The following is a 19,853-nucleotide window of genomic DNA, read 5'->3' as shown; positions in this document are numbered from 1 at the left end:
CATTTCCGAAGAAATGGCTTTTTTACTAAATATGGCGCGGCTGGCAAGATTCGAACTCACGACCCCTTGGTTCGTAGCCAAGTACTCTATCCAACTGAGCTACAGCCGCTGTGAGAAAGAAACTATAGCACTGTATTTCTTAATGTGTCAACGTTTTTTGATATGCAAAGCCAATTTATAGAGAAATTTTCTGTTTTGGTCAGTTCTTGAGCTGTTTGAAGGGCGAAAAGTGCGGCATTTTGAGTGCCGCTAGGCAAAATTCTAGTGATTGCACTGGCCTAGTAGCGCGTACAAGCGTTACGCTTGATGTTTTCGCACACTGGCGTGGTGGTTGGTGTGTAGTATTGCTTTATTTATGAGCCCTTTGGAGAGCCGAAGTGGATAATCTGTCCAAGATTACGTGTATTTCTGATTTTCAGCAGTTGGCGCGTCGCCGCGTGCCCAAAATGTTTTATGACTATGTAGATTCGGGTTCATGGACAGAGTCCACCTACAGGGATAACGAGTCCGACATGCAGCAGTTGAAGTTCAAGCAGCGCGTGGCGGTCAATATAGAAGGGCGCAGTTTAGCGACCACTATGTTGGGGCAGCCTGTGAGTATACCTGTGGCGCTGGCTCCTACCGGCCTGACAGGCATGCAGCATGCAGACGGTGAAATCTTAGCGGCTCGTGCGGCGCGTGATTTTGGTGTGCCTTTTACCTTATCCACAATGAGTATTTGCTCATTAGAGGATGTAGCCGAGCATACGCAAGCACCATTTTGGTTCCAACTGTATGTGATGCGCGATAGACAATTTATCGAAGCATTAATTAACCGTGCCAAAGCGGCTAATTGCTCTGCCTTGGTACTGACCTTAGATTTACAGGTATTGGGCCAACGTCATAAAGACATCCGTAACGGTTTATCTGTTCCGCCACGTCCTACCTTGATGAACATGCTGAATTTGGCAACGCGCTTGCGTTGGTGCCAAGGCATGCTAAAAACCAAGCGTCGCACCTTTGGCAATATTATTGGTCATGCGGCTGGTGTGGATGACTTGGGCACGTTGGCGTCGTGGACACAGCAGCAGTTCGATCCCACCTTGTGTTGGGATGACGTAGAGTGGATTAAAAAGTGCTGGGGTGGCAAGTTAGTGCTTAAAGGCATTATGGAAGCCGAAGATGCACGTCATGCGGTTGATGCAGGGGCAGATGCCATTGTGGTGTCTAACCACGGCGGCCGCCAATTGGATGGCGCACCGTCTACCATCGCATGTTTGCCATCTATTGTGGATGCTGTGGGTAATCAAACCGAGATTTGGTTGGATAGCGGGGTACGTTCAGGGCAGGATGTCTTACGCTCTGTGGCACTGGGTGCTAATGCCACCATGATTGGTAGAGCGTTTCTCTATGCGTTGGGGGCAGCAGGCCAAGCCGGTGTTACGCGAGCCTTAGAGATTTTAGCGAATGAGCTAAGTGTTTCTATGGGGTTATGTGGGGTGCGCGATATACAGGATGTGGACCGACGTATCTTGTTAGACCCTTCGCGATTTGATCGTTAAGGTTCAGATTCATTGCATGCGCTGGGGGACTGCGGAACAACTTTTTGTGATTTGAGACACCAAATCAAAAAAGTTTTCCTCCGCTTCCCCGGAGTATTTCGCTATTGCTGGGTTTACAGCCCTTTCTATACAGAAGTGTGCATACCTACAAAAATCACCTGCCTTAAATCCTATGCATGCAATGAAGGAAAGGCGGATGGAAGTATTTTTTTATTTGGTGTCTCAAATAAAAAAATACTTTCGCAGCCTTAGGCTACAGCAGACAGTGATTGATCGGTGGGCTTTTTACCCTCACTACTGATTCTGGATAACGACTGTATTTATCGCTAACTTTTGTATGGTAAGAGGTTATTTAGGCCTGTGCAGCGTTCAGTAACGCGTAAGTGCCTTGATAGTGTGCAATCACTATATTGTCTTCGTTATAAAGGCTAGCCTCGGCAAACGACACGCTACGTCCTTGTCGGGATAAGCGAGCGTGTAGCACTACACGTTGACTGGGCTCGGGGTGAATCAAACTCGCATGTAGAGCCACATTGCGTTGGGTAAAGCCTGGTTGCAGCGCACCTTCTACTAAACAGCTCATGGCACTGCCCGCTAAAGCGTGAAGGCTATGAGCATAGTGTTCGGGGTGTTGCAGCAGCAAAGGGGCAAGGCTTAACGCTAAGTGTATGTGTTGGGGTGAGCGCTCTAGTTGTTGCAGCTGTTCTAGTTGTACCCAAGGGGCTAGGGCAATCTGCAACAAAGGGTCTATGGGGGATGTGGAGGTCATAGGCGGTAGTCAGTGCAGGTCAAACAGTTTTAGGGGCGGGTTTAGAGATATAGCGATTACCATCTAGCAAAAATCGCAACGGTTTTAGTGCCCATTCTCCGGCATAGTCCACTCCTATACGGGGTGCGGAAACCATACGTTCGTCGGGACGTAGTAAGGGGCCGTCAGGATGGCATACATACAGAGCCGAATCACACATATCGTAGCCGTTGTGTTCACGCGTGATACCCATGGCTTTGCAGAGTCTACCAGGGCCGGCGGTATTGGTGCCTAAGTCGCCTAAAGGTTCTAAGGCACGCAGTAGTACGGCACTGCCTTGGCCTTCAGGGCCCGTGACTATATTAAAGCAATGGTGCATGCCATAAATAAGGTACACATAGGCAAAACCGCCGGGGCCAAACATGATCTGGGTTCTAGGCGTTACGCCACGGCAGCTATGTGCGGCCAAATCATGAGCACCTAAGTAGGCTTCGGTTTCTACAATGCGTCCATAACGCGTTTGTCCTTCGTGCTCAAATACCAAGTAGTGACCAAGCAGTTGCTGGGCCACGCTGATGGTGTCTTGTAGGTAAAAGTCGCGTGGTAGGGCTGACTGGCGAATAGGCATGCTTAATGTTCTGCAGCATAACGTTGAATGTGGGCTACCCATTCACGTTTTTTCTCTTCAGGTAGGAACGAGGCGGTAAAGCCATTGATGGCAATGGCGACGAGCTCGTCGCGATGCAGGTCTAGTGCGTGTGCACAGGCCAGGTAGTTGTCTAGTAAGTAGCCACCAAAATACGACGGGTCGTCTGAGTTAATGGTGATTTTTACGCCTTGGCGCAGCAGCGAGGCTAGGTTGTGTTCATGCATGGCATCAAACACTTGTAGCTTTAGGTTAGACAAGGGGCAAACCGTTAACGCAATTTGCTCGTTGATCAGGCGCTGCATCAGTGCGGGATCGTCCTCGCTGCGTACACCATGGTCTATACGTTCTACCTTAAGTAGATCTAGCGCTGTCACAATGTAATCGGCTGGGCCTTCTTCACCAGCATGGGCGACGAGTCTAAAGCCCAGTTCTTTGCAGCGCTGGTATACCTTTGCAAATTTTTCGGGTGGGTTGCCTTGCTCGGCTGAGTCCAAACCAATGGCTATCCACAGGTCGCTGTATTGCTCGCGCAAAGGCAGAGCAGCATCCAGTGTTTTGAAGGCATCATCTTCGCTAAGATGGCGCAAGAAACTGAGGATCAAATAGCTGCTGATGCCGTATTTTTCCTGTGCGTCTCTACAGGCGGAAGCAATGCCTGCAAACACCGTTTCTATGGCAATGCCACGGGCAGTGTGCGTTTGGGGGTCAAACATGATCTCGGTGTGGGTCACACCGTTGGCATGGATACGCTCAAAATACGCCATGGTCATGGCGTAAAAATCGGCCTCATGAATCAGTACGCTAGCGCCGGCATAATACAAATCCAAAAACGATTGTAGGTTTTGGAATTGGTAGGCGGCGCGTAGCGCTTCAACCGAGGGGTAGTCCAGCGGGATTTGGTTACGTTCAGCCAGTTCGAAAATCAGTTCGGGCTCCAGAGTGCCTTCAATATGTAGGTGTAACTCTGCTTTGGGCAAACCGCGTAAAAAAGTTTGCAGGGCCGTAGCTGGTTGAAACATAAAAAATCTCCTGTAAGACAGATTAGGAACGAGGGCGAGTCCAGGCAGCGACTACCACTAGTGCCCAGCCTGCGACCATCAGCAGACCACCTATAGGGGTTAAATAGGCCAAAAAGGGAATTTGGAACATCACCAATGCATATAGACTAAAGCTAAATAGTACCGAGCCAGCCAGTAAGATAGGGCCTGCCAAGGCAGCAGTGCGGGGTTGCAGGAAGGGCTGGGCAGCGGCCAATGCGATTAAGCCTAAACCGTGAATCAGTTGATAGAGTACAGCGGTATGCCACACGGCAAGCAGGTCTACGTGTATGGATTTCAGCGCGTGTGCGCCAAATGCGCCAGCGGCTACACCAATAGTCAGTAAAAGGGCGCCTGCGCCGCAAAGAGTTCTAGATTGCATAGGGGGTCATCTATTGAAAGCCAACATGAGGCCTTACTTTAACAGGTATTACGGCTTTTCTGTCAGGTGAAAAAAGCAGGGAACAGGGCTGGACTTAGGGGTGGTTGAACTTATAATCATCAAGCACTACCGGAACTGAAATCAACGTGATGGGTCAGATGAAACAGCGAAGAACTAAAGCTAAAAAAACGGGGTTAAGTGCAGCACTGGTTGTAGCGCTTATTGTGCTGTCATGGTTGTGGGAGCAGTGGCTACCTGACTCATCGGTAGGGCCTGAGCCTACGCCCACCGCCGTCCCCACAGGCCAAACGCAAAGCCTAGAAGGGCGAGTGGTGCGGGTGGCGGATGGCGATACCTTAACGGTGCAAGTAGGGAAAGAACAGTATCGTATTAGGCTGGCGAGTATTGATGCGCCCGAGACCCATAAAAATAATGAACAACCGGGTCAACCCTATGCCCAAGCATCCAGAGATTTTCTCTATCAGCGGGTAGGGGGCAAAAACGTGCAGTTAAGCTGTTATGAAGAAGATAACTATGGCCGGAAAATTTGCGATGTCAATTTACCGGGGCAAGCCACGAGTCTAAACCGTCAGTTGGTGGCAGCAGGTTTTGCGTGGGCGAATCAAGAAAAACGGGGCCGCTTCTTGCGTGATCAGCAGATGCCGGTCTTAGAAGAGCAAGCACGACAAAATAAACTAGGCATATGGCAAGCGTCCGCACCCGTAGAACCTTGGGTATGGCGCTATCAGTGCTGGCAACAGAGGAAGTGTGACTAATGCGAAAACTCTGGCTGGGTGTCGTAGTAGGGCTGGTGGGAGGGCTAGTGGGCTGCGGCGACGAGGTGGTGAATAACCCCTACCCGTCAGAGCAAGTGGCCGAAAACGTGTTTTATACCGCGTTTACACAGCGTTCGCCTCGTACTTTAGATTCTGCTACCAGTTATTCTGGTGACGAAACGCCTATCACCTATTCGGTGTACGAGCCGTTATACGGCTATCACTATCTTGAGCGCCCTTATAAGCTCATCCCTAGGGCAGCGGTAGAGGTAGTGGAACCCTATTATCTGGATGCGCAAGGGGAGCGTTTACCGGCGGATGCCGACGGTGAGCAGGTCGCTATTAGTGTGTATGACATCACCTTGCGATCCGATATTTTGTATCAGCCACACCCCGCTTTTGCGCGGACAGAATCTGGTGGTTATCGGTATTGGCCTATTACGCAAGCCGAGCTAGAAGGCAAGTACGCTATTCCTGATTTCTCGCAAAGTGGTACGCGCCCCTTGGTGGCCGACGATGTGGTGTATGCGTTTAAGCGATTGGCGAGCCCACGTGTGGTGTCACCGATTTTTTCTACCATGGCTGCACACGTAGAAGGGATGCGTGACTATGGTGAGCAACTCAAAACGGTGAATCAAAATCTGCCTGCTGACCAATGGCTGGATTTGCGTGATTATGATTTACCGGGTGTACAGGCCTTAGATGAACATACCTTGCGCATACGGGTGTTAGGCAAGTACCCACAGTTCAAATACTGGTTGGGCATGACCTTTGTGGCGCCGGTTGCGTGGGAGGCAGATAGGTTTTATCACCAGCCGGGCATGGCCGAACATGGTTTGTCTTTTGCGCGTTGGCCAGTGGGTACTGGCCCCTATATGTTGACGGAATACATTCCTAACCGACGTCACGAGCTTAGCCGTAACCCTAATTTCCGTGGCGAGCCTTACCCATGCGAAGGCAGTGCGGCAGATAAAGCTGCTGGCTTGTTGGCCGATTGTGGCAAGCCTATGCCGTTTATCGATAAAGCGATCTTCAGTATCGAAAAAGAAAGCGTGCCGCTGATGGGTAAATTCTTACAAGGCTATTACGATATTCCCCAACTAGAACGAGGGGAATACGGGGTAGCTATGTTGGTGGCAGCCGAAGACTCACCCGATAAAGCCTTGCTGTATCAGGAGCGGGCGTTGCAGTTAAGTAGTGATACCGAGGCCAGTTTGTTTTATATGGGGTTTAACTGGTTAGACCCTATTGTGGGTAAAGGCGACACACCAGAGCAAGCTGAGCGTAATCGCTATCTACGACAAGCCATCAGTATTGCTTTTGATTGGGAAGAGTTCGTTAGCATTTTTCAAAATGACCAAGCCGAAGTGGCTCATAGCCCATTGCCTCCTGGAGTGGTGGGCTACGAGCCCTTACCTGAAGGCATGAACCCTACGGTGTACCAAAAAGAGCAAGGCCAAATACGCCGCCGTTCGCTGGACGAGGCGCGGGCTTTGCTCGCCAAAGCCGGGTACCCCGATGGTCGTAATAGCGAAACGGGCGCACCGCTAATCCTGTATTACGACTCTATGACGGGCATGGGGGCGAGTGCTTCATTAGATTGGATGCGCAGGCAGCTACAAGCCATAGGTGTGCAGTTTGAGGTACGCGCCAGCGACTACAACCGATTCCAAGAAAAAATGAGCAAGGGTTCGGCACAGTTATTCTTGTGGGGGTGGATTGCCGATTACCCTGACGCTGAAAACTTCCTGTTCCAGTTATATGGACCGCAAGCCAAAGTGGCTCATGGCGGGGAAAATGCAGCGAATTACGAAAACCCAGAGTACGACAAGCTCTTTAAAACCATGCGTTATTTGGATGATGGCCCAGAAAAAGAGGCGGTGATCCGCAAGATGGTGGCCATTTTGCAAGAAGACGCAGTATGGATGTTTGGCTATTTTCCGAAGTCGGGTGGCGCAGCCCATGCGTGGGTGCATAACCTTAAACCCTCGCAAATGGTGCGCAACACCTTGCAGTATTTGCGCCTTGATCCCGAGCGACGTGTCGTGTTTCAGCAGCGTTGGAATCAGCCTTACTGGTGGCCGTTATGGTTAGCCCTGTTGTTGGCAGGGGGCGTAGCGGCCTATTTGTGGCGTCAGGTGAAAAAGCGTGAACAACAAACGGTGCGCGCTGTGCCGCATCACTCCAAGGGGGATCAGCCATGATTCGCTATGTACTACGACGCTTGTTATATGGCGTGTTGATCTTATTTGGGGTGAATCTACTTACCTTTGTGCTGTTTTTTGCCGTGAATACACCAGATGATATGGCGCGCTTAGCCATTGGTGGGCAGCGTGTGAGTGCCGAAGCGGTAGAACAGTGGAAGCAAGTGCATGGGTACGACAAACCTTTGTTTTATAACGATCAGGCCACGGGTAGCGAAGCGCTGACTAAAACGATCTTTTACGAACGCTCGGTACCGTTGCTGCGGTTTGATTTTGGTTTCTCCGACAACGGTGCAGACATCACGCGTGAAATCAAACAGCGCATGGGGCCGAGCTTAGCGTTGGCTATACCTACCTTTATCCTTGGGTTGTGGGCATCTATTATGTTTGCCTTGTTGTTGGTGTTTTTTAGAGCAACAGCAGTGGACTTTACTGGGGTAGTGGTGTGTGTAGTGTTGTTGTCTATTTCGGGGCTGTTTTACATCATCGCAGGGCAGTGGATGTTTGCGAAGGTGCTGCGTTGGGTGCCGTATTCTGGTTGGTTAGATGGCATGCAAAACATCAAGTTTTTGATACTTCCCGTGTTGGTGGGCATCATTTCTAGGTTAGGCGCAGAATCGCGTTTTTATCGCAGTCTGTTCTTAGAAGAAGCCTATAAAGATTACATACGTACCGCACGAGCTAAAGGTTTGTCCGAGCAAGCGGTATTGTTTAAGCACCTACTGCGCAATGCCATGCTACCTATTTTGACGGGTACGGTATCGGCTATACCGCTCTTGTTTATGGGTAGTCTAATTGCTGAGTCTTTCTTCGGCATTCCCGGTTTAGGTAGCTACACCATTGATGCAATTAACGCGCAAGATCTCTCTATTGTGCGAGCTATGGTGTTCTTAGGTTCGGCTTTGTACATTGTCGGGCTGATTTTGGCGGATATCTCTTACACCGTGGTGGACCCTCGTGTCCGGTTTGAATAAATGTTGAGCAGCCATACTGCACTGGGTCACGATCATGCCTAAACTTGCTTTGCTCTGGACAGATATTTTTCTTTGGTTAGCGTTGCTGGCAGCGCTAGGGTATACGTGGCATGTGCGTCGTACTACAGCGTTGCGTGCGGCTTGGGCGAGTGTATGGCGTACACCATCGGCCGCGGCGGCGGCTGTGGTGTTGCTAAGCTTTGTGACCATTGGCATGTTGGATTCCATTCATTATCGACAAGCCTTGCCCGCGTTAAATAGTGCTCCGGATACACCGCAACGCTATGCGCCTATAGCTAGGTCTGTCTTAGATGATGTGTTGGATGCTACGGGCTTGAGCAAAGTAGAACGCACCTATTCAGCTCCTTTTTCGCTCACGTTGTTTTTTAAAGAGTCGCAAATCGTAGATGGGCTAGCGGTACGTGACTATCCCGCTTTAGAGCAAGCCGCCGTGGGTATTGGCACGTTGGAAGAGCGTAATGAAGATGTACGTCAGCGCTTAAAAATGGCGGGTGGGTATGCGTTGCTATGGTTGGTGCTGTCGTGGAGCGTGGTGAATACATTGGCGTGGAATATTCAGCGTCGCCGCCAGCAGGCAGCGGGGTGGTGGGCAGCACGTAGCATGTGGTGGCGTAACCGTAGTGAGCGCGTGGCATGGCGTGCTGCATGGATAGCCTTGTCTATCTTGGTGATCATGGTGTTGGCTCTGATCATGCTCGCGGGTAATTATTATGTACTGGGCACCGATAGGTCAGGCAATGACGTGATTGCGTTAGCGTTAAAAAGCGTGCGTACGGCCTTGGTGATAGGTACGCTGACTACGTGTGCTATGTTGCCCCCAGCTTTGTTTTTTGGCATTGCAGCAGGGTACTTTAAAGGCTGGGTGGATGACCTGATTCAGTATCTCTACACCACCCTGACCTCCGTGCCTGGGGTGCTGCTTATTGCGGCGTGTGTGCTGATGATGCAGGTGTATATAGAGTCGCATCCAGAATTGTTCGACACCATTGCCGCACGGGCTGATTTGCGGTTGTTCTTACTGTGCCTGATCTTGGGCTTTACGGGCTGGGCTGGCTTATGCCGATTATTGCGCGCAGAAACCTTAAAACTGCGCGAGATGGAGTATGTGCAGGCAGCCAGAGCCTTTGGTGTTAGCCATGTGCGCATTATGGTGAAGCACATTTTGCCTAACCTTATGCATATTGTGCTTATCACCATGGTGTTAGAGTTCTCGGGCTTGGTGTTGTACGAGGCTGTACTGTCGTACTTAGGCATAGGCGTAGACCCTAGCATGCCGTCGTTTGGCACCATGATTGATGCCTCTAGGGTGGAAATGTCTAGGGACCCCATGATTTGGTGGAATTTGCTCGCCGCCTTTGTGTTCTTGTTGGCATTAGTGTTGTCGGCCAATATTTTCTCCGATGCGGTGCAACGTGCGTTTGATCCTAGAACCAGACGCTTGCACGTACCACGACTACAAAGTTTGCAACGCTTTAGACGCAAAGCCAGTGCTGTGAAGGAGTCCGCACAATGAGCCAAACTGTTCAACATGATCCTGTTTTGCTGGATGTGTCGCAATTAAGCGTGAGTGTGGTCAGCGACGAGCAAGCCAAGGAAGTGGTGCGCGAGGTTGAGTTTGTGGTGCAACAAGGTCGCACCTTTGCGTTGGTGGGGGAGTCTGGCTCTGGTAAAAGCTTAACGGCTCAAGCTATCGTGCGCCTGCTACCTGACGCAGCATGGATTAGTTCCGGCGAAGTGGGTTTGGGTGGCGAGGCCGTTTTTGATGTGCCTGAGCAGCGCATGCAGCAACTGCGCGGTGGTAGGGCAGGGATGATTTTCCAAGAGCCCTCTACCTGCTTAAACCCCATCATGAGCATTGGTGAGCAAATCGCCGAAACCATACGGTTGCACAGTACGTTGCGTGGTGATGCTGTGTGGGAAAAAGTCATTTGGTGGTTGGAGCGTGTAGGTATTCCTCAGGCGCGCGAACGCTTACATGAGTACCCCTTCCAGTTCTCGGGTGGGCAACGTCAACGCATTATGATTGCGATGGCGTTGGCAGCAGAGCCTAAACTGTTAATTGCTGACGAGCCTACTACGGCGTTAGATGTCACCGTACAAGCACAAATTTTGGATCTGTTGGCAGAAATACAGCAAGAAATGGGGTTAGGTATTTTGTTGATTACCCATGATCTGGCGGTGGTGAAACGTATTGCACACACGGTAGCCTTAATGAAAGCAGGCAGTATTGTAGAAATTTCACCGGCAGAGCAGTTTTTTGCTCACCCAGATCATCCTTATGCGCAAGAGCTTCTGGCGGCCATTCCTACCTACGAGAAACGAGGGCAATTTTTAGGGCAGGGGGCACCACAGCCAGCAAGTGCATCATCCGTGCCCGATGTGGCTGATCGCACGCCGGTGTTAGAGCTGAAAAAGGTGAACGTTGCCTATAGGGCTGGCAGTGGGTGGTTGCGTAAGCGCCGTAGTATCCCTGTGGTGATGGATGTGGATCTATGCTTGCATCAGGGGGAAACGTTGGCGTTGCTGGGGGCGTCGGGCTGCGGCAAAACCACGTTGGCGAAAGCGCTGTTGCGATTACTGGATGGGCAAGCCGATGTGCACGGCGAAGCCTTGTTAGGAGGGCAGAACTTGCTCACCGCACAACGCCAGCAGTTAAAGGCGTTGCGCAGCCAAATACAAATTGTGTTCCAAGACCCTTTTGCCTCGCTAAACCCACGTATGTTGGTGGGTGATATTCTTGATGAAGGCATACGTGCATTGCATCCGCATACCAGTAAAGCACAACGTCAGAGGCGCATTACTATGCTGTTGGATCAGACAGGCTTACCGGCTAATAGTGCAGAGCGTTATCCACACGAGTTTTCGGGTGGGCAGCGCCAGCGCGTGGCCATTGCTAGGGCGTTGGCGGTAGAACCTAAGGTGTTGTTGTGTGATGAGCCTACCTCTGCATTGGATGTGTCGGTACAGGCGCAAATATTGAACCTGCTGCGCCAACTGCAGCAAGATAGTGGTATGGCGTACTTGTTTATCACCCATAACTTTGGGGTGGTGGAGTACTTGGCTGACTCAGTGGCAGTCATGGATAACGGGCGTATTGCCGAATATGGCAGTGCTGAGCAAGTGTTGTTACACCCACAGCACGAATCTACACGGCAATTGCTGGCCTCAGTGCCTCGTTTGTAAGGAGGATAAGGGCTGGGTGATAGCGTCTATAATAGATGACATTACTGTCACGGTAGCCTTCATTAGGTAGGGTATGGCGTTAAAAGTTTTTGATCTTCAATGCGAGAACCAGCATGTGTTTGAGGGCTGGTTTAAATCTCTGGAAAACTTCGAGCAGCAACAAGAACAGAAGTTGCTCAGTTGCCCTGTGTGCCATTCCGTTGTGGTGCATAAAATGCTGTCGGCGCCACGGCTCAACTTACGTCACACAAAAGAGTCGTCGGCTACTCAGGTGCCCACTTCCTCTGCTTCAAGCAGCACAGCGCCAGCAGCGGGCGGTGCAGATGTGGCAGCTATGCAAGCAGAAGTGATGCGTCAGGTACGGAACTTGTTTAGTCAGGCCGATAACGTAGGGGCAAATTTTGCAGAAGAAGCTCGAAAAATCCACAATGGTGAAGTGGAAGAGCGTTCTATACGTGGTAGCGCGACAGTAGAAGAATGTGTGGAGCTTGCCGAGGAAGGCATCGCGGTATTGCCTATACCGGACTATTTAGATGATGACCGTTTGCAATAGGTGAGCCGCAGTAACGGTGAGCGAACTCAATAAAAAAGGATCGCATAAAGCGATCCTTTTTTTCTGCCTGAGTGTGTGGGTTACACACGGCTGCGGTATTCGTTGGTGCGTGTATCGATTTCGATTTTGTCACCAATTTCGCAGAACATAGGCACTTGCAGTGTGTGGCCTGTGTTGATAGTTGCGGGTTTCAGCACTTTACCGGAAGTGTCACCACGTACAGCAGGTTCTGTGTAAGTGATTTCACGCACGATCATAGTAGGCAATTCCAGAGAGATCGCACGACCTTCGTAGAACACTACTTCGGCTTCCATACCTTCTTCCAGGTAGTTCAGTGCGTCGCCCATGCTGTCAGCTTCGATCTCGTACTGGTTGTATTCAGTATCCATGAATACGTACATAGGATCAGCGAAGTAAGAGTAGGTGCACTCTTTTTTCTCCAGCGTGACGATGTCGAATTTTTCGTCAGCTTTGTGTACAGCTTCGCTAGGAGAGCCTGTCAGCAAGTTTTTGAACTTCATTTTTACAACAGCTGAGTTACGGCCAGACTTGTTGTATTCGGATTTCTGTACAACTAAAGGTTCGCCATTGACGAGCACCACGTTACCAACGCGTACCTCTTGAGCGGTTTTCATAACTAAAGAAACTCCGGTAAAGGATGGCCCCGCACGTGATGGTGTGGGGCAAAAATCGAAAGAAGACTATTTTACTGTGTAGGCTGGTGTTTCGTACAGAAATCCAGCAGATGTGTACACAGATCCTCTTGTTGCAAGAGTGTATTATGCCACTGCAGGGCTTCCTCACGCCATCTGTGCCACATAGGAGCCTGCATGCAAGATAGATATTGGTCTGTGAATTGCAGGCTGTCTTGACTGCTCCAGGTGTGCATGAGCGTCTGTACAGCTTGATTCATAGGGCTGTGATTCAGTAGAGCTTGTAGCTTTTTTGTATGTAAGCCTTCTTCTTGCTCGTAAGGCTGCCAAATAAAAGGCTTGGCTGCCCAGATGGCACGCACTAACGAATCTTCACCGCGAACAAAGTTGAGGTCACTGCTCCACAGCAACTGATCAAACTCATGTTGGCTAACAAAGTCGAAGTGATGCAAGAGCAGGTGATCATTGGCCAGTGCCTGTTGCTCAGGGGTGAAGGCCGTTGGGCTGAGCACAATGGTGTCATGGCTACCTTGTTGTAAGGCTTGCAGCAATGCCATCACGGGGGCAGAGGGGTACGAGAACAACAAAATCTGGCGACGCTGGCCGTGCATAATCTCAATCTGTGTGCGTTCGCTTAAACCAATTTTGGTCCACAGCGCTTGAGCATTACGTTGGTCTTGCTGCCAGCGTAAGCGTTGCTGTTTAAGTTCGTGCTCGCGCAGTAATCCGCCGGTGCGCTCAGTAAAACCAGGGAAAAAGAAGTATTTATGTTGGCCTTGAGCTTGCGGCGAGGGTTGAGCATGACAATCTTCCACCCAGTCTTCGGCACTAAGGTATTCCAAGTTCAACCAGAGCGACTGCGAGGTGATGCCTGCCTTATAGGTGTCGGGTAGCTCACAGGCGAAGGCTTCTATTACCACTTCAGCAGGGGTGGGGAAAGCGTGATCCTCATTCCATAGATAAACGGTAACGCCATCTATTTCTTGTTGGTTTGCAGCTAAGTCTACGCGGGGCTCCAAACGTTTGAAGCTTTGTAGATCGTCTACCCATAGGCGGACATTTTTGTGATGTGGGGGGGCTGCCAACTGGCGAGCCAGGCGCCAACAGACACCTATGTCGCCGTAGTTATCAACAACACGGCAGAAAATATCAAAATGAAACACGGATATTAATGTAGAAGCGGAGGTTCTGAATCTATTTGTTCAGGGAATTCCGGATGCACTAATTGAGCGTCCGGATTGGGAAAGTAGGGGGTTTCGCAATCATCGCAAAACTCAGGCTCGTAAAGCCCAGGCAGCAAGAGTACGTCTCCGCTCTCTAGCTCTTTAAGTAGGGCACTTATTTGAGCAAGGGTGTCGGATTGGTCATCAGGGTCTAGCAGTGGCCAGATACAGCCATGTATCACCACATCGCTATCGGCTACGCAAAAACCGATGCGGTATTCTTCTATTTGCTCTTGCCCGCAGGCAGCAATCACGGCGGTTAATTGCCCCTTAGGTACTTGAGCCACCGTTTGTAGCCACGTTACGGTCGCTTTAAGATTCAGTGGACGTAAATGCTGTTCTGCAACGCGATTGTTGGCATGGAACGCATTCGGTAACCAGTATTCGGTTTGGCAGCCTGTAAACACGCCCGCAAAGAGTTCTTGGCTGTGCTCTTGCCAGGTGCTTAATAGGCGTTCTTGCAGTGCTGCGGCAGGTTCTTTGTTTTGTTGCCACGCAAACAACGGCGCATGTTCTGGGGCAAGAATGACGGCCAGTACAAATCGTGCATCGGCTAAGAGGGTAGGGTGCTCAGAGCGTGGTGGCAGTTTAGTGGTGCTTTTGCCATGTACACCTAGCGCTTGCTTGGCTAGCGACTCTAATAGTTGTCTGGCTTGATGCAGGTTGTGCGGTACATCCTCAAAGCACAATAGCTCAGGGTGCAGTACGACTTTTACATTAGGGGCCAAGATGTCTTGATGCAACTGTGCTTCCAAGGCGTGGATCAGCTCTGTTTCCATGGGCCCTTCAGGCAAGCTGTATCGTGTCCATGTGGTGATTGGAATGCTAATCAGCAGGGCTTCATAACGTTGACCCGAAGAGGCATCTTCTAGTGTGATGGACTCACTACAGCCTTCAAGTAGGCTGGCGATGATCTCTAGGTGTTCGGTAAGCTGGTGCTCGTTTAAGTATTGAAATAGCTGCTCAATAATGGTGCTTTCATCAGAAAGCAGTAGCGTTTCAATGCATTGTTCGGCCAAGTGTTCCCAGTAGGAATCTTCCACTTTGGATACAGAATGGCTGAGCGCGTCTGCACAGAGCAACAAGCGTTTGGCATGTGCGTGTAGGTGCTGATAGTCAGGTAACAAAGAGGAATGCATGCCAGAAGTAGGTGACCAGTAACAATAGATTCAGTTTACCCTTGAAGTAGTGCGCGGTGGTTGCCTTGTGACAGAACACAAACAAAGGGGCTGCATTCCTGCAGCCCCTCTATACACTTTAGGTCAAGTGTGTTGCTTAAATGCCGACGGAGTCAGCAATTTCCTTGTACTCTTCGATTTGGTCGAAGTTCAAGTAATGGTAGATCTTGTCGCTGTCTTTTTCCAAGATACCCATGTCAGCCAAGTACTCCTCGCGAGAAGGAATGCGGCCCAAACGGGAACATACAGCAGCCAGCTCGGCAGAGCCCAAGAACACGTTAGAGTTTTTACCCAAACGGTTAGGGAAGTTACGTGTGCTGGTGGACATGACTGTTGCACCTTCACGTACTTGAGCTTGGTTACCCATACACAGCGAACAACCTGGCATTTCCATACGTGCACCGGCTGTACCCAGAACGCCGTAGTGGCCTTCTTCTGTCAGTTGAGCCTGATCCATTTTGGTAGGAGGCGCAATCCACAGACGGGTAGGGATGTCACGTTTGCCTTCCAACAGTTTGGAGGCGGCACGGAAGTGACCGATGTTGGTCATGCAGCTACCGATAAACACTTCATCAATGGCTGTGCCGGATACGTCTGACAGTGTTTTCACATCATCAGGGTCGTTAGGGCAAGCAACGATAGGTTCGTGGATTTCGGACATGTTGATGTCGATGATGGCAGCGTATTCAGCATCTGCATCAGGTTCCATCAATTGTGGGTTAGCCAACCAGCTTTCCATGTTCTGGATACGACGGGCCAATGTGCGCTCATCTTCGTAACCGTTAGCGATCATCCACTTCAACAGTGTGATGTTGCTGTTCAGGTATTCAATGATAGGCTCTTTGTCCAGACGTACGGTACATGCTGCAGCGGAGCGCTCAGCAGACGCGTCAGACAACTCAAATGCTTGCTCAACTTTCAGGTTAGGCAAACCTTCGATTTCCAGAATACGGCCAGAGAAAATGTTGATCTTGCCTGCTTTTTCTACGGTCAGCAGGTTTTGCTTGATGGCGTAGAAAGGAATAGCGTTAACCAAGTCACGCAGTGTTACGCCGGGCTGCATTTTGCCGCTGAAACGTACCAATACAGACTCAGGCATATCCAAAGGCATTACACCTGTAGCTGCCGCAAACGCTACCAGACCGGAACCTGCTGGGAAGCTGATACCAATTGGGAAACGTGTGTGGGAGTCGCCACCTGTACCAACGGTGTCAGGCAACAACATACGGTTCAACCACGAGTGGATCACACCATCACCTGGACGCAGGGAAACACCGCCACGAGTGCTGATGAACTCAGGCAATTCGTGGTGAGTTTTTACGTCTACTGGTTTTGGATAGGCGGCTGTGTGGCAGAAGGACTGCATCACCAAGTCAGCAGAGAAGCCCAAGCAAGCCAAGTCTTTCAGTTCGTCACGAGTCATTGGGCCAGTAGTATCTTGGCTACCAACGGTAGTCATGCGAGGCTCGCAGTATGTACCTGGACGAATACCTTGGTTTTCTGGCAAGCCACATGCGCGACCCACCATTTTTTGTGCCAAGGAGAAACCTTTGCCGCTGTCTACAGGCGCTTGTGGCAGACGGAACAAGTCAGTAGCAGGCAAGCCCAGGGCTTCACGAGCACGGGTAGTCAGACCACGACCAATGATCAGAGGAATACGGCCACCGGCACGTACTTCGTCAAACAATACGTCGGATTTTACTTTGAACTCGGCGATTACCTCACCGTTTTTCAAGGCTTTACCTTCGTAAGGGCGCAGTTCTACTACGTCGCCCATTTCCATTTTGGAAACGTCCAATTCGATTGGCAGCGCACCAGCATCTTCCATGGTGTTGTAGAAGATAGGAGCAATTTTGCTGCCCAAACATACGCCACCGAAGCGTTTGTTAGGAACAAATGGGATGTCATCGCCAGTGAACCACAGTACGGAGTTAGTGGCGGATTTACGGGAAGAACCCGTACCCACTACGTCACCCACGTAAGCGATCTGGTGGCCTTTTTCTTTCAAGGACTCCAAGAACTGGATGGGGCCCACTTTACCTGCGTCGTCAGGAGTAATGCCTGGACGTGGGTTTTTCAGCATCGCCAAAGCGTGCAGTGGAATATCAGGACGGCTCCATGCATCAGGGGCTGGAGACAAATCGTCTGTGTTGGTTTCGCCAGTGACTTTGAATACCGTCACGGTCATGCTCTCAGGTACTTCAGGACGGCTGGTGAACCACTCAGCGTCAGCCCAGCTTTGCAGTACTTCTTGAGCAAATTTGTTGCCTTTGTCGGCTTTTTCTTTCACGTCGTGGAAAGAGTCGAACATCAGCAGTGTGTGTTTCAGTGCTTCAGCTGCGGTAGGAGCCAGTTCGGCGTCATCCAGCAATTGCAGCAATGGAGCAATATTGTAGCCACCCAGCATGGTGCCCAGCAGCTCACAGGCGCGTTTGCGATCGAAAAGCGAGTTGCTTTCGGAACCAAATGCAACGGCTGCAAGGTAAGAGGCTTTAACTTTAGCGGCATCGTCCACACCCGCTGGTACGCGGTGAGTGATCAAGTCCAGCAAAAATTCTTCCTGGCCAGCGGGAGGGTTTTTGATCAGTTCGATCAGATCAGCGGTTTGTTGTGCCGTCAGCGGTAGTGGGGGGATGCCCAACGCGGCGCGTTCGGCAACGTGTTGGCGATAAGAATCCAGCATGTTGCAGGCCTATTTAAGTAAAGGGTGGGACAAGAGGCTTGTAATGCCTCTATTGTAGGTGGAAGCAAGGTTCAACGCAATGGTCTTATATAAGACATAAGACTTCTGATATGCGCCTGTTTGCTTTACAACACAAGATCTTGGTATTCGGGGTGACGCTGAACATACACAGCGGCATAACTGCACTGTGGGATCACGCGTAGCTGTTGTTCACGGGCGTAATTCAGGGCCGCTTTGACTAATTCACCTGCAATGCCTTTGCCACCCACTGCTCGTGGAACTACGGTGTGTTTGATGGTAAAGCTGTTATCCCGTAGCTGATATTCCAGTGTGCACAGATACGAATCTTCGAGAATTTCGAAACGGTGTTCGGCAGTATTATGAGTGACGTTACGCATGTTCATACAAGGAAAAAGTCAGTGGTCTGACAAATGTAACATAGCCGTTATAACAACACCGTGGCGCAGCAAGAGTGGTTACGTTTTGTAGTGATTCTTGATGGGTGACTGGTGCGTGATAGCACGAAAAATTAGAGCGTTACGAGCAGGGGTGGCTACTCGTAACGCCGCCGATCAGCGCTTAAATTACATACATATCCATGTACTCATGTACAGGCATGTTCTCTAGTGCTTTTTGATCCAGAGACACCTCTACAATGCGCTGTTGTTGCTTGCTGGGGAAAATGCGGGCCAAGTTCGTACGGAACTTCGCTTCCAGCAACGGAATGCCATCGGCGCGGCGACGCTTGTGGCCAATGGGGTATTCGCACACGATTTCATCCAACTTGCTGCCATCGTTGAACTCAATCGTGACGGCATTCGCAATGGAGCGTTTTTCAGGGTTGTGATAGTCGGCTGTGAAGCTGGGGTCTTCCACGCAGACTATTTTGTCGCGTAGGGCATCAATACGGGGATCGCTGGCAATGTGGTCTTCGTAGTCGGCAGCGGTTAAGCGGCCAAACAAAAGGGGCACAGCCACCATGTACTGTATGCAGTGATCGCGGTCAGCGGGGTTATTCAGTGGCCCCTTTTTGTCGATGATGCGTATGCACGCCTCGTGGGTACGTATGGTGATCTTTTTAATGTCTTCGGCGGTTTTGCCTTTAGCCTTCAGTTGATCGTGTAGGGTCATGGCGCATTCCACTGCCGTTTGTGAGTGGAACTCGGCAGGGAAAGAGATCTTGAACAAGACGTTCTCCATCACGTAGCTGCCGTAAGGGCGCTGGAACGTGAAGGGCTTTCCGTTAAACAGCACATCGTAAAAGCCCCAGGTTTTGGCGGTCAGCACAGAGGGGTAGCCCATTTCTCCGGTTTTAGCGATTAAGGCTAAACGTACTGCACGGCTAGTGGCATCGCCTGCTGCCCAGCTTTTTCTACTGCCTGTATTGGGCGAGTGCCTATAGGTGCGCAGGCTCTGGCCGTCTACCCATGCCAATGACAGTGCGTTGATGATTTCATCACGGTCTAGCCCCAGCATGTGGGCGACTACCGCCGTGGATGCTACTTTGACTAGAACTACGTGGTCTAACCCTACTTTGTTAAACGAGTTTTCCAGTGCGATGCAGCCTTGGATTTCGTGCGCTTTAATCATGGCGGTGAGCACGTCACGCATGGTGAGCGCTGGTTTGCCTGCCGCAATGGCTGTACGGGAAAGCCAGTCAGCCGTGGCAAGTATGCCGCCTAGGTTGTCAGAAGGGTGTCCCCATTCGGCAGCTAGCCAGGTGTCATTGAAGTCTAGCCAGCGAATCATAGTGCCTATGTTAAAGGCTGCCTGTACCGGATCAAGTTGAAACTGTGTACCGGGTACCTTAGCGCCATGAGGAACGATGGTACCGGGGACAATAGGTCCTAACAGTTTTCGGCAAGCAGGGTATTCCAAGGATTCTAAGCCGCAGCCTAAGGTGTCCATCAGGCAATGGCGTGCTGTTTCGTAAGCGAGCGTGCTCTTGATCTCGTAATTCAGGACGTAATCAGCAATATCGACTAAAACTTGATCCGCTTCAGGGCGAATGTTGGAAATGGTTGCAGACATAACAAGCAGCTCCTGTA

Annotated in this window: 17 protein-coding genes and 1 tRNA gene; 7 read left to right on the top strand and 11 right to left on the bottom strand. The window is 50.6% G+C overall.

Translation table 11 applies throughout. The annotated features are described in order from the left end of the window. Nucleotides 1-32: 32 nt before the first annotated feature. Nucleotides 33-109 (bottom strand) — tRNA-Arg (locus tag GY634_RS10660). 268 nt (nt 110-377) lie between these two features. On the opposite strand from GY634_RS10660, the gene GY634_RS10655 reads away from it, so the two are divergent. Next, a complete protein-coding gene (locus GY634_RS10655) occupies nt 378-1,541 on the top strand; it encodes an alpha-hydroxy acid oxidase (RefSeq protein ID WP_166408520.1) in 1,164 nt (387 codons plus the stop codon). A 352-nt stretch (nt 1,542-1,893) separates the two neighbouring features. Here the strand turns inward: GY634_RS10655 and GY634_RS10650 are convergent, their stop codons facing one another. Genes GY634_RS10650 through GY634_RS10635 form a run of 4 tightly spaced genes read right to left on the bottom strand, consistent with a single transcriptional unit; the run spans nt 1,894 to nt 4,357 of the window. After that, nucleotides 1,894-2,310: a PaaI family thioesterase gene (locus tag GY634_RS10650; RefSeq protein ID WP_166408519.1), complete on the bottom strand. Its 417-nt coding sequence runs from the start codon at nt 2,308-2,310 to the stop codon at nt 1,894-1,896. A 19-nt stretch (nt 2,311-2,329) separates the two neighbouring features. Beyond that, nucleotides 2,330-2,917, bottom strand: coding sequence for a DNA-3-methyladenine glycosylase (locus tag GY634_RS10645; protein ID WP_166408518.1), 588 nt, complete (start codon nt 2,915-2,917; stop codon nt 2,330-2,332). A 2-nt stretch (nt 2,918-2,919) separates the two neighbouring features. After that, entirely contained in the window at nt 2,920-3,957 is a 1,038-nt protein-coding gene (locus GY634_RS10640; protein WP_166408517.1) for an adenosine deaminase, read from the bottom strand. A gap of 22 nt (nt 3,958-3,979) precedes the next feature. Further along, nucleotides 3,980-4,357: a DUF423 domain-containing protein gene (locus GY634_RS10635; protein WP_166408516.1), complete on the bottom strand. Its 378-nt coding sequence runs from the start codon at nt 4,355-4,357 to the stop codon at nt 3,980-3,982. Nucleotides 4,358-4,515: 158 nt separating this feature from the next. On the opposite strand from GY634_RS10635, the gene GY634_RS10630 reads away from it, so the two are divergent. The 6 genes from GY634_RS10630 (at nt 4,516) to GY634_RS10605 (ending at nt 12,068) form a co-directional block, all read left to right on the top strand. After that, nucleotides 4,516-5,133 (top strand): thermonuclease family protein, encoded by a 618-nt coding sequence (locus GY634_RS10630; protein ID WP_166408515.1) that lies wholly within the window; start codon nt 4,516-4,518, stop codon nt 5,131-5,133. After that, nucleotides 5,133-7,337 carry an ABC transporter substrate-binding protein gene (locus GY634_RS10625; protein WP_166408514.1) on the top strand — a complete coding sequence of 735 codons (2,205 nt, stop codon included), beginning with the start codon at nt 5,133-5,135 and terminating at the stop codon, nt 7,335-7,337. The genes GY634_RS10630 and GY634_RS10625 overlap by 1 nt, the downstream gene beginning before the upstream one ends. Then, nucleotides 7,334-8,311: an ABC transporter permease gene (locus GY634_RS10620; protein ID WP_166408513.1), complete on the top strand. Its 978-nt coding sequence runs from the start codon at nt 7,334-7,336 to the stop codon at nt 8,309-8,311. The genes GY634_RS10625 and GY634_RS10620 overlap by 4 nt, the downstream gene beginning before the upstream one ends. A 34-nt stretch (nt 8,312-8,345) precedes the next feature. Further along, nucleotides 8,346-9,845, top strand: coding sequence for an ABC transporter permease (locus GY634_RS10615; RefSeq protein WP_166408512.1), 1,500 nt, complete (start codon nt 8,346-8,348; stop codon nt 9,843-9,845). After that, entirely contained in the window at nt 9,842-11,515 is a 1,674-nt protein-coding gene (locus tag GY634_RS10610; RefSeq protein WP_166408511.1) for an ABC transporter ATP-binding protein, read from the top strand. Before GY634_RS10615 ends, GY634_RS10610 begins: the two co-directional genes overlap by 4 nt. Nucleotides 11,516-11,588: 73 nt before the next feature. Beyond that, nucleotides 11,589-12,068: a DUF1178 family protein gene (locus GY634_RS10605; RefSeq protein WP_166408510.1), complete on the top strand. Its 480-nt coding sequence runs from the start codon at nt 11,589-11,591 to the stop codon at nt 12,066-12,068. Between the two features lie 80 nt (nt 12,069-12,148). Here GY634_RS10605 and efp read toward each other — a convergent pair whose 3' ends face one another. The 6 genes from efp to GY634_RS10575 all read right to left on the bottom strand — a co-directional run bounded on the left by efp (nt 12,149) and on the right by GY634_RS10575 (nt 19,836). After that, nucleotides 12,149-12,703 carry an elongation factor P gene (gene efp / locus GY634_RS10600; protein ID WP_166408509.1) on the bottom strand — a complete coding sequence of 185 codons (555 nt, stop codon included), beginning with the start codon at nt 12,701-12,703 and terminating at the stop codon, nt 12,149-12,151. 71 nt (nt 12,704-12,774) lie between these two features. Next, nucleotides 12,775-13,884, bottom strand: coding sequence for an elongation factor P maturation arginine rhamnosyltransferase EarP (gene earP / locus GY634_RS10595; RefSeq protein WP_166408508.1), 1,110 nt, complete (start codon nt 13,882-13,884; stop codon nt 12,775-12,777). 5 nt (nt 13,885-13,889) lie between these two features. After that, nucleotides 13,890-15,083: a DUF2863 family protein gene (locus tag GY634_RS10590; protein ID WP_166408507.1), complete on the bottom strand. Its 1,194-nt coding sequence runs from the start codon at nt 15,081-15,083 to the stop codon at nt 13,890-13,892. A 136-nt stretch (nt 15,084-15,219) separates the two neighbouring features. Then, nucleotides 15,220-17,805: a bifunctional aconitate hydratase 2/2-methylisocitrate dehydratase gene (gene acnB / locus GY634_RS10585; protein ID WP_166408506.1), complete on the bottom strand. Its 2,586-nt coding sequence runs from the start codon at nt 17,803-17,805 to the stop codon at nt 15,220-15,222. 125 nt (nt 17,806-17,930) lie between these two features. Next, the gene (locus GY634_RS10580) at nt 17,931-18,203 is read right to left on the bottom strand and encodes a GNAT family N-acetyltransferase (RefSeq protein ID WP_166408505.1); all 273 of its coding nucleotides are present in this window, start codon (nt 18,201-18,203) and stop codon (nt 17,931-17,933) included. A gap of 181 nt (nt 18,204-18,384) precedes the next feature. Further along, a complete protein-coding gene (locus tag GY634_RS10575; protein WP_166408504.1) occupies nt 18,385-19,836 on the bottom strand; it encodes a bifunctional 2-methylcitrate dehydratase/aconitate hydratase in 1,452 nt (483 codons plus the stop codon). Nucleotides 19,837-19,853: the final 17 nt, after the last annotated feature.

The organism is Paenalcaligenes suwonensis (genome assembly GCF_011290505.1).
Lineage (GTDB): Bacteria > Pseudomonadota > Gammaproteobacteria > Burkholderiales > Burkholderiaceae_B > Paenalcaligenes > Paenalcaligenes suwonensis.
This window is presented reverse-complemented; position numbering and strand designations above follow the sequence as displayed.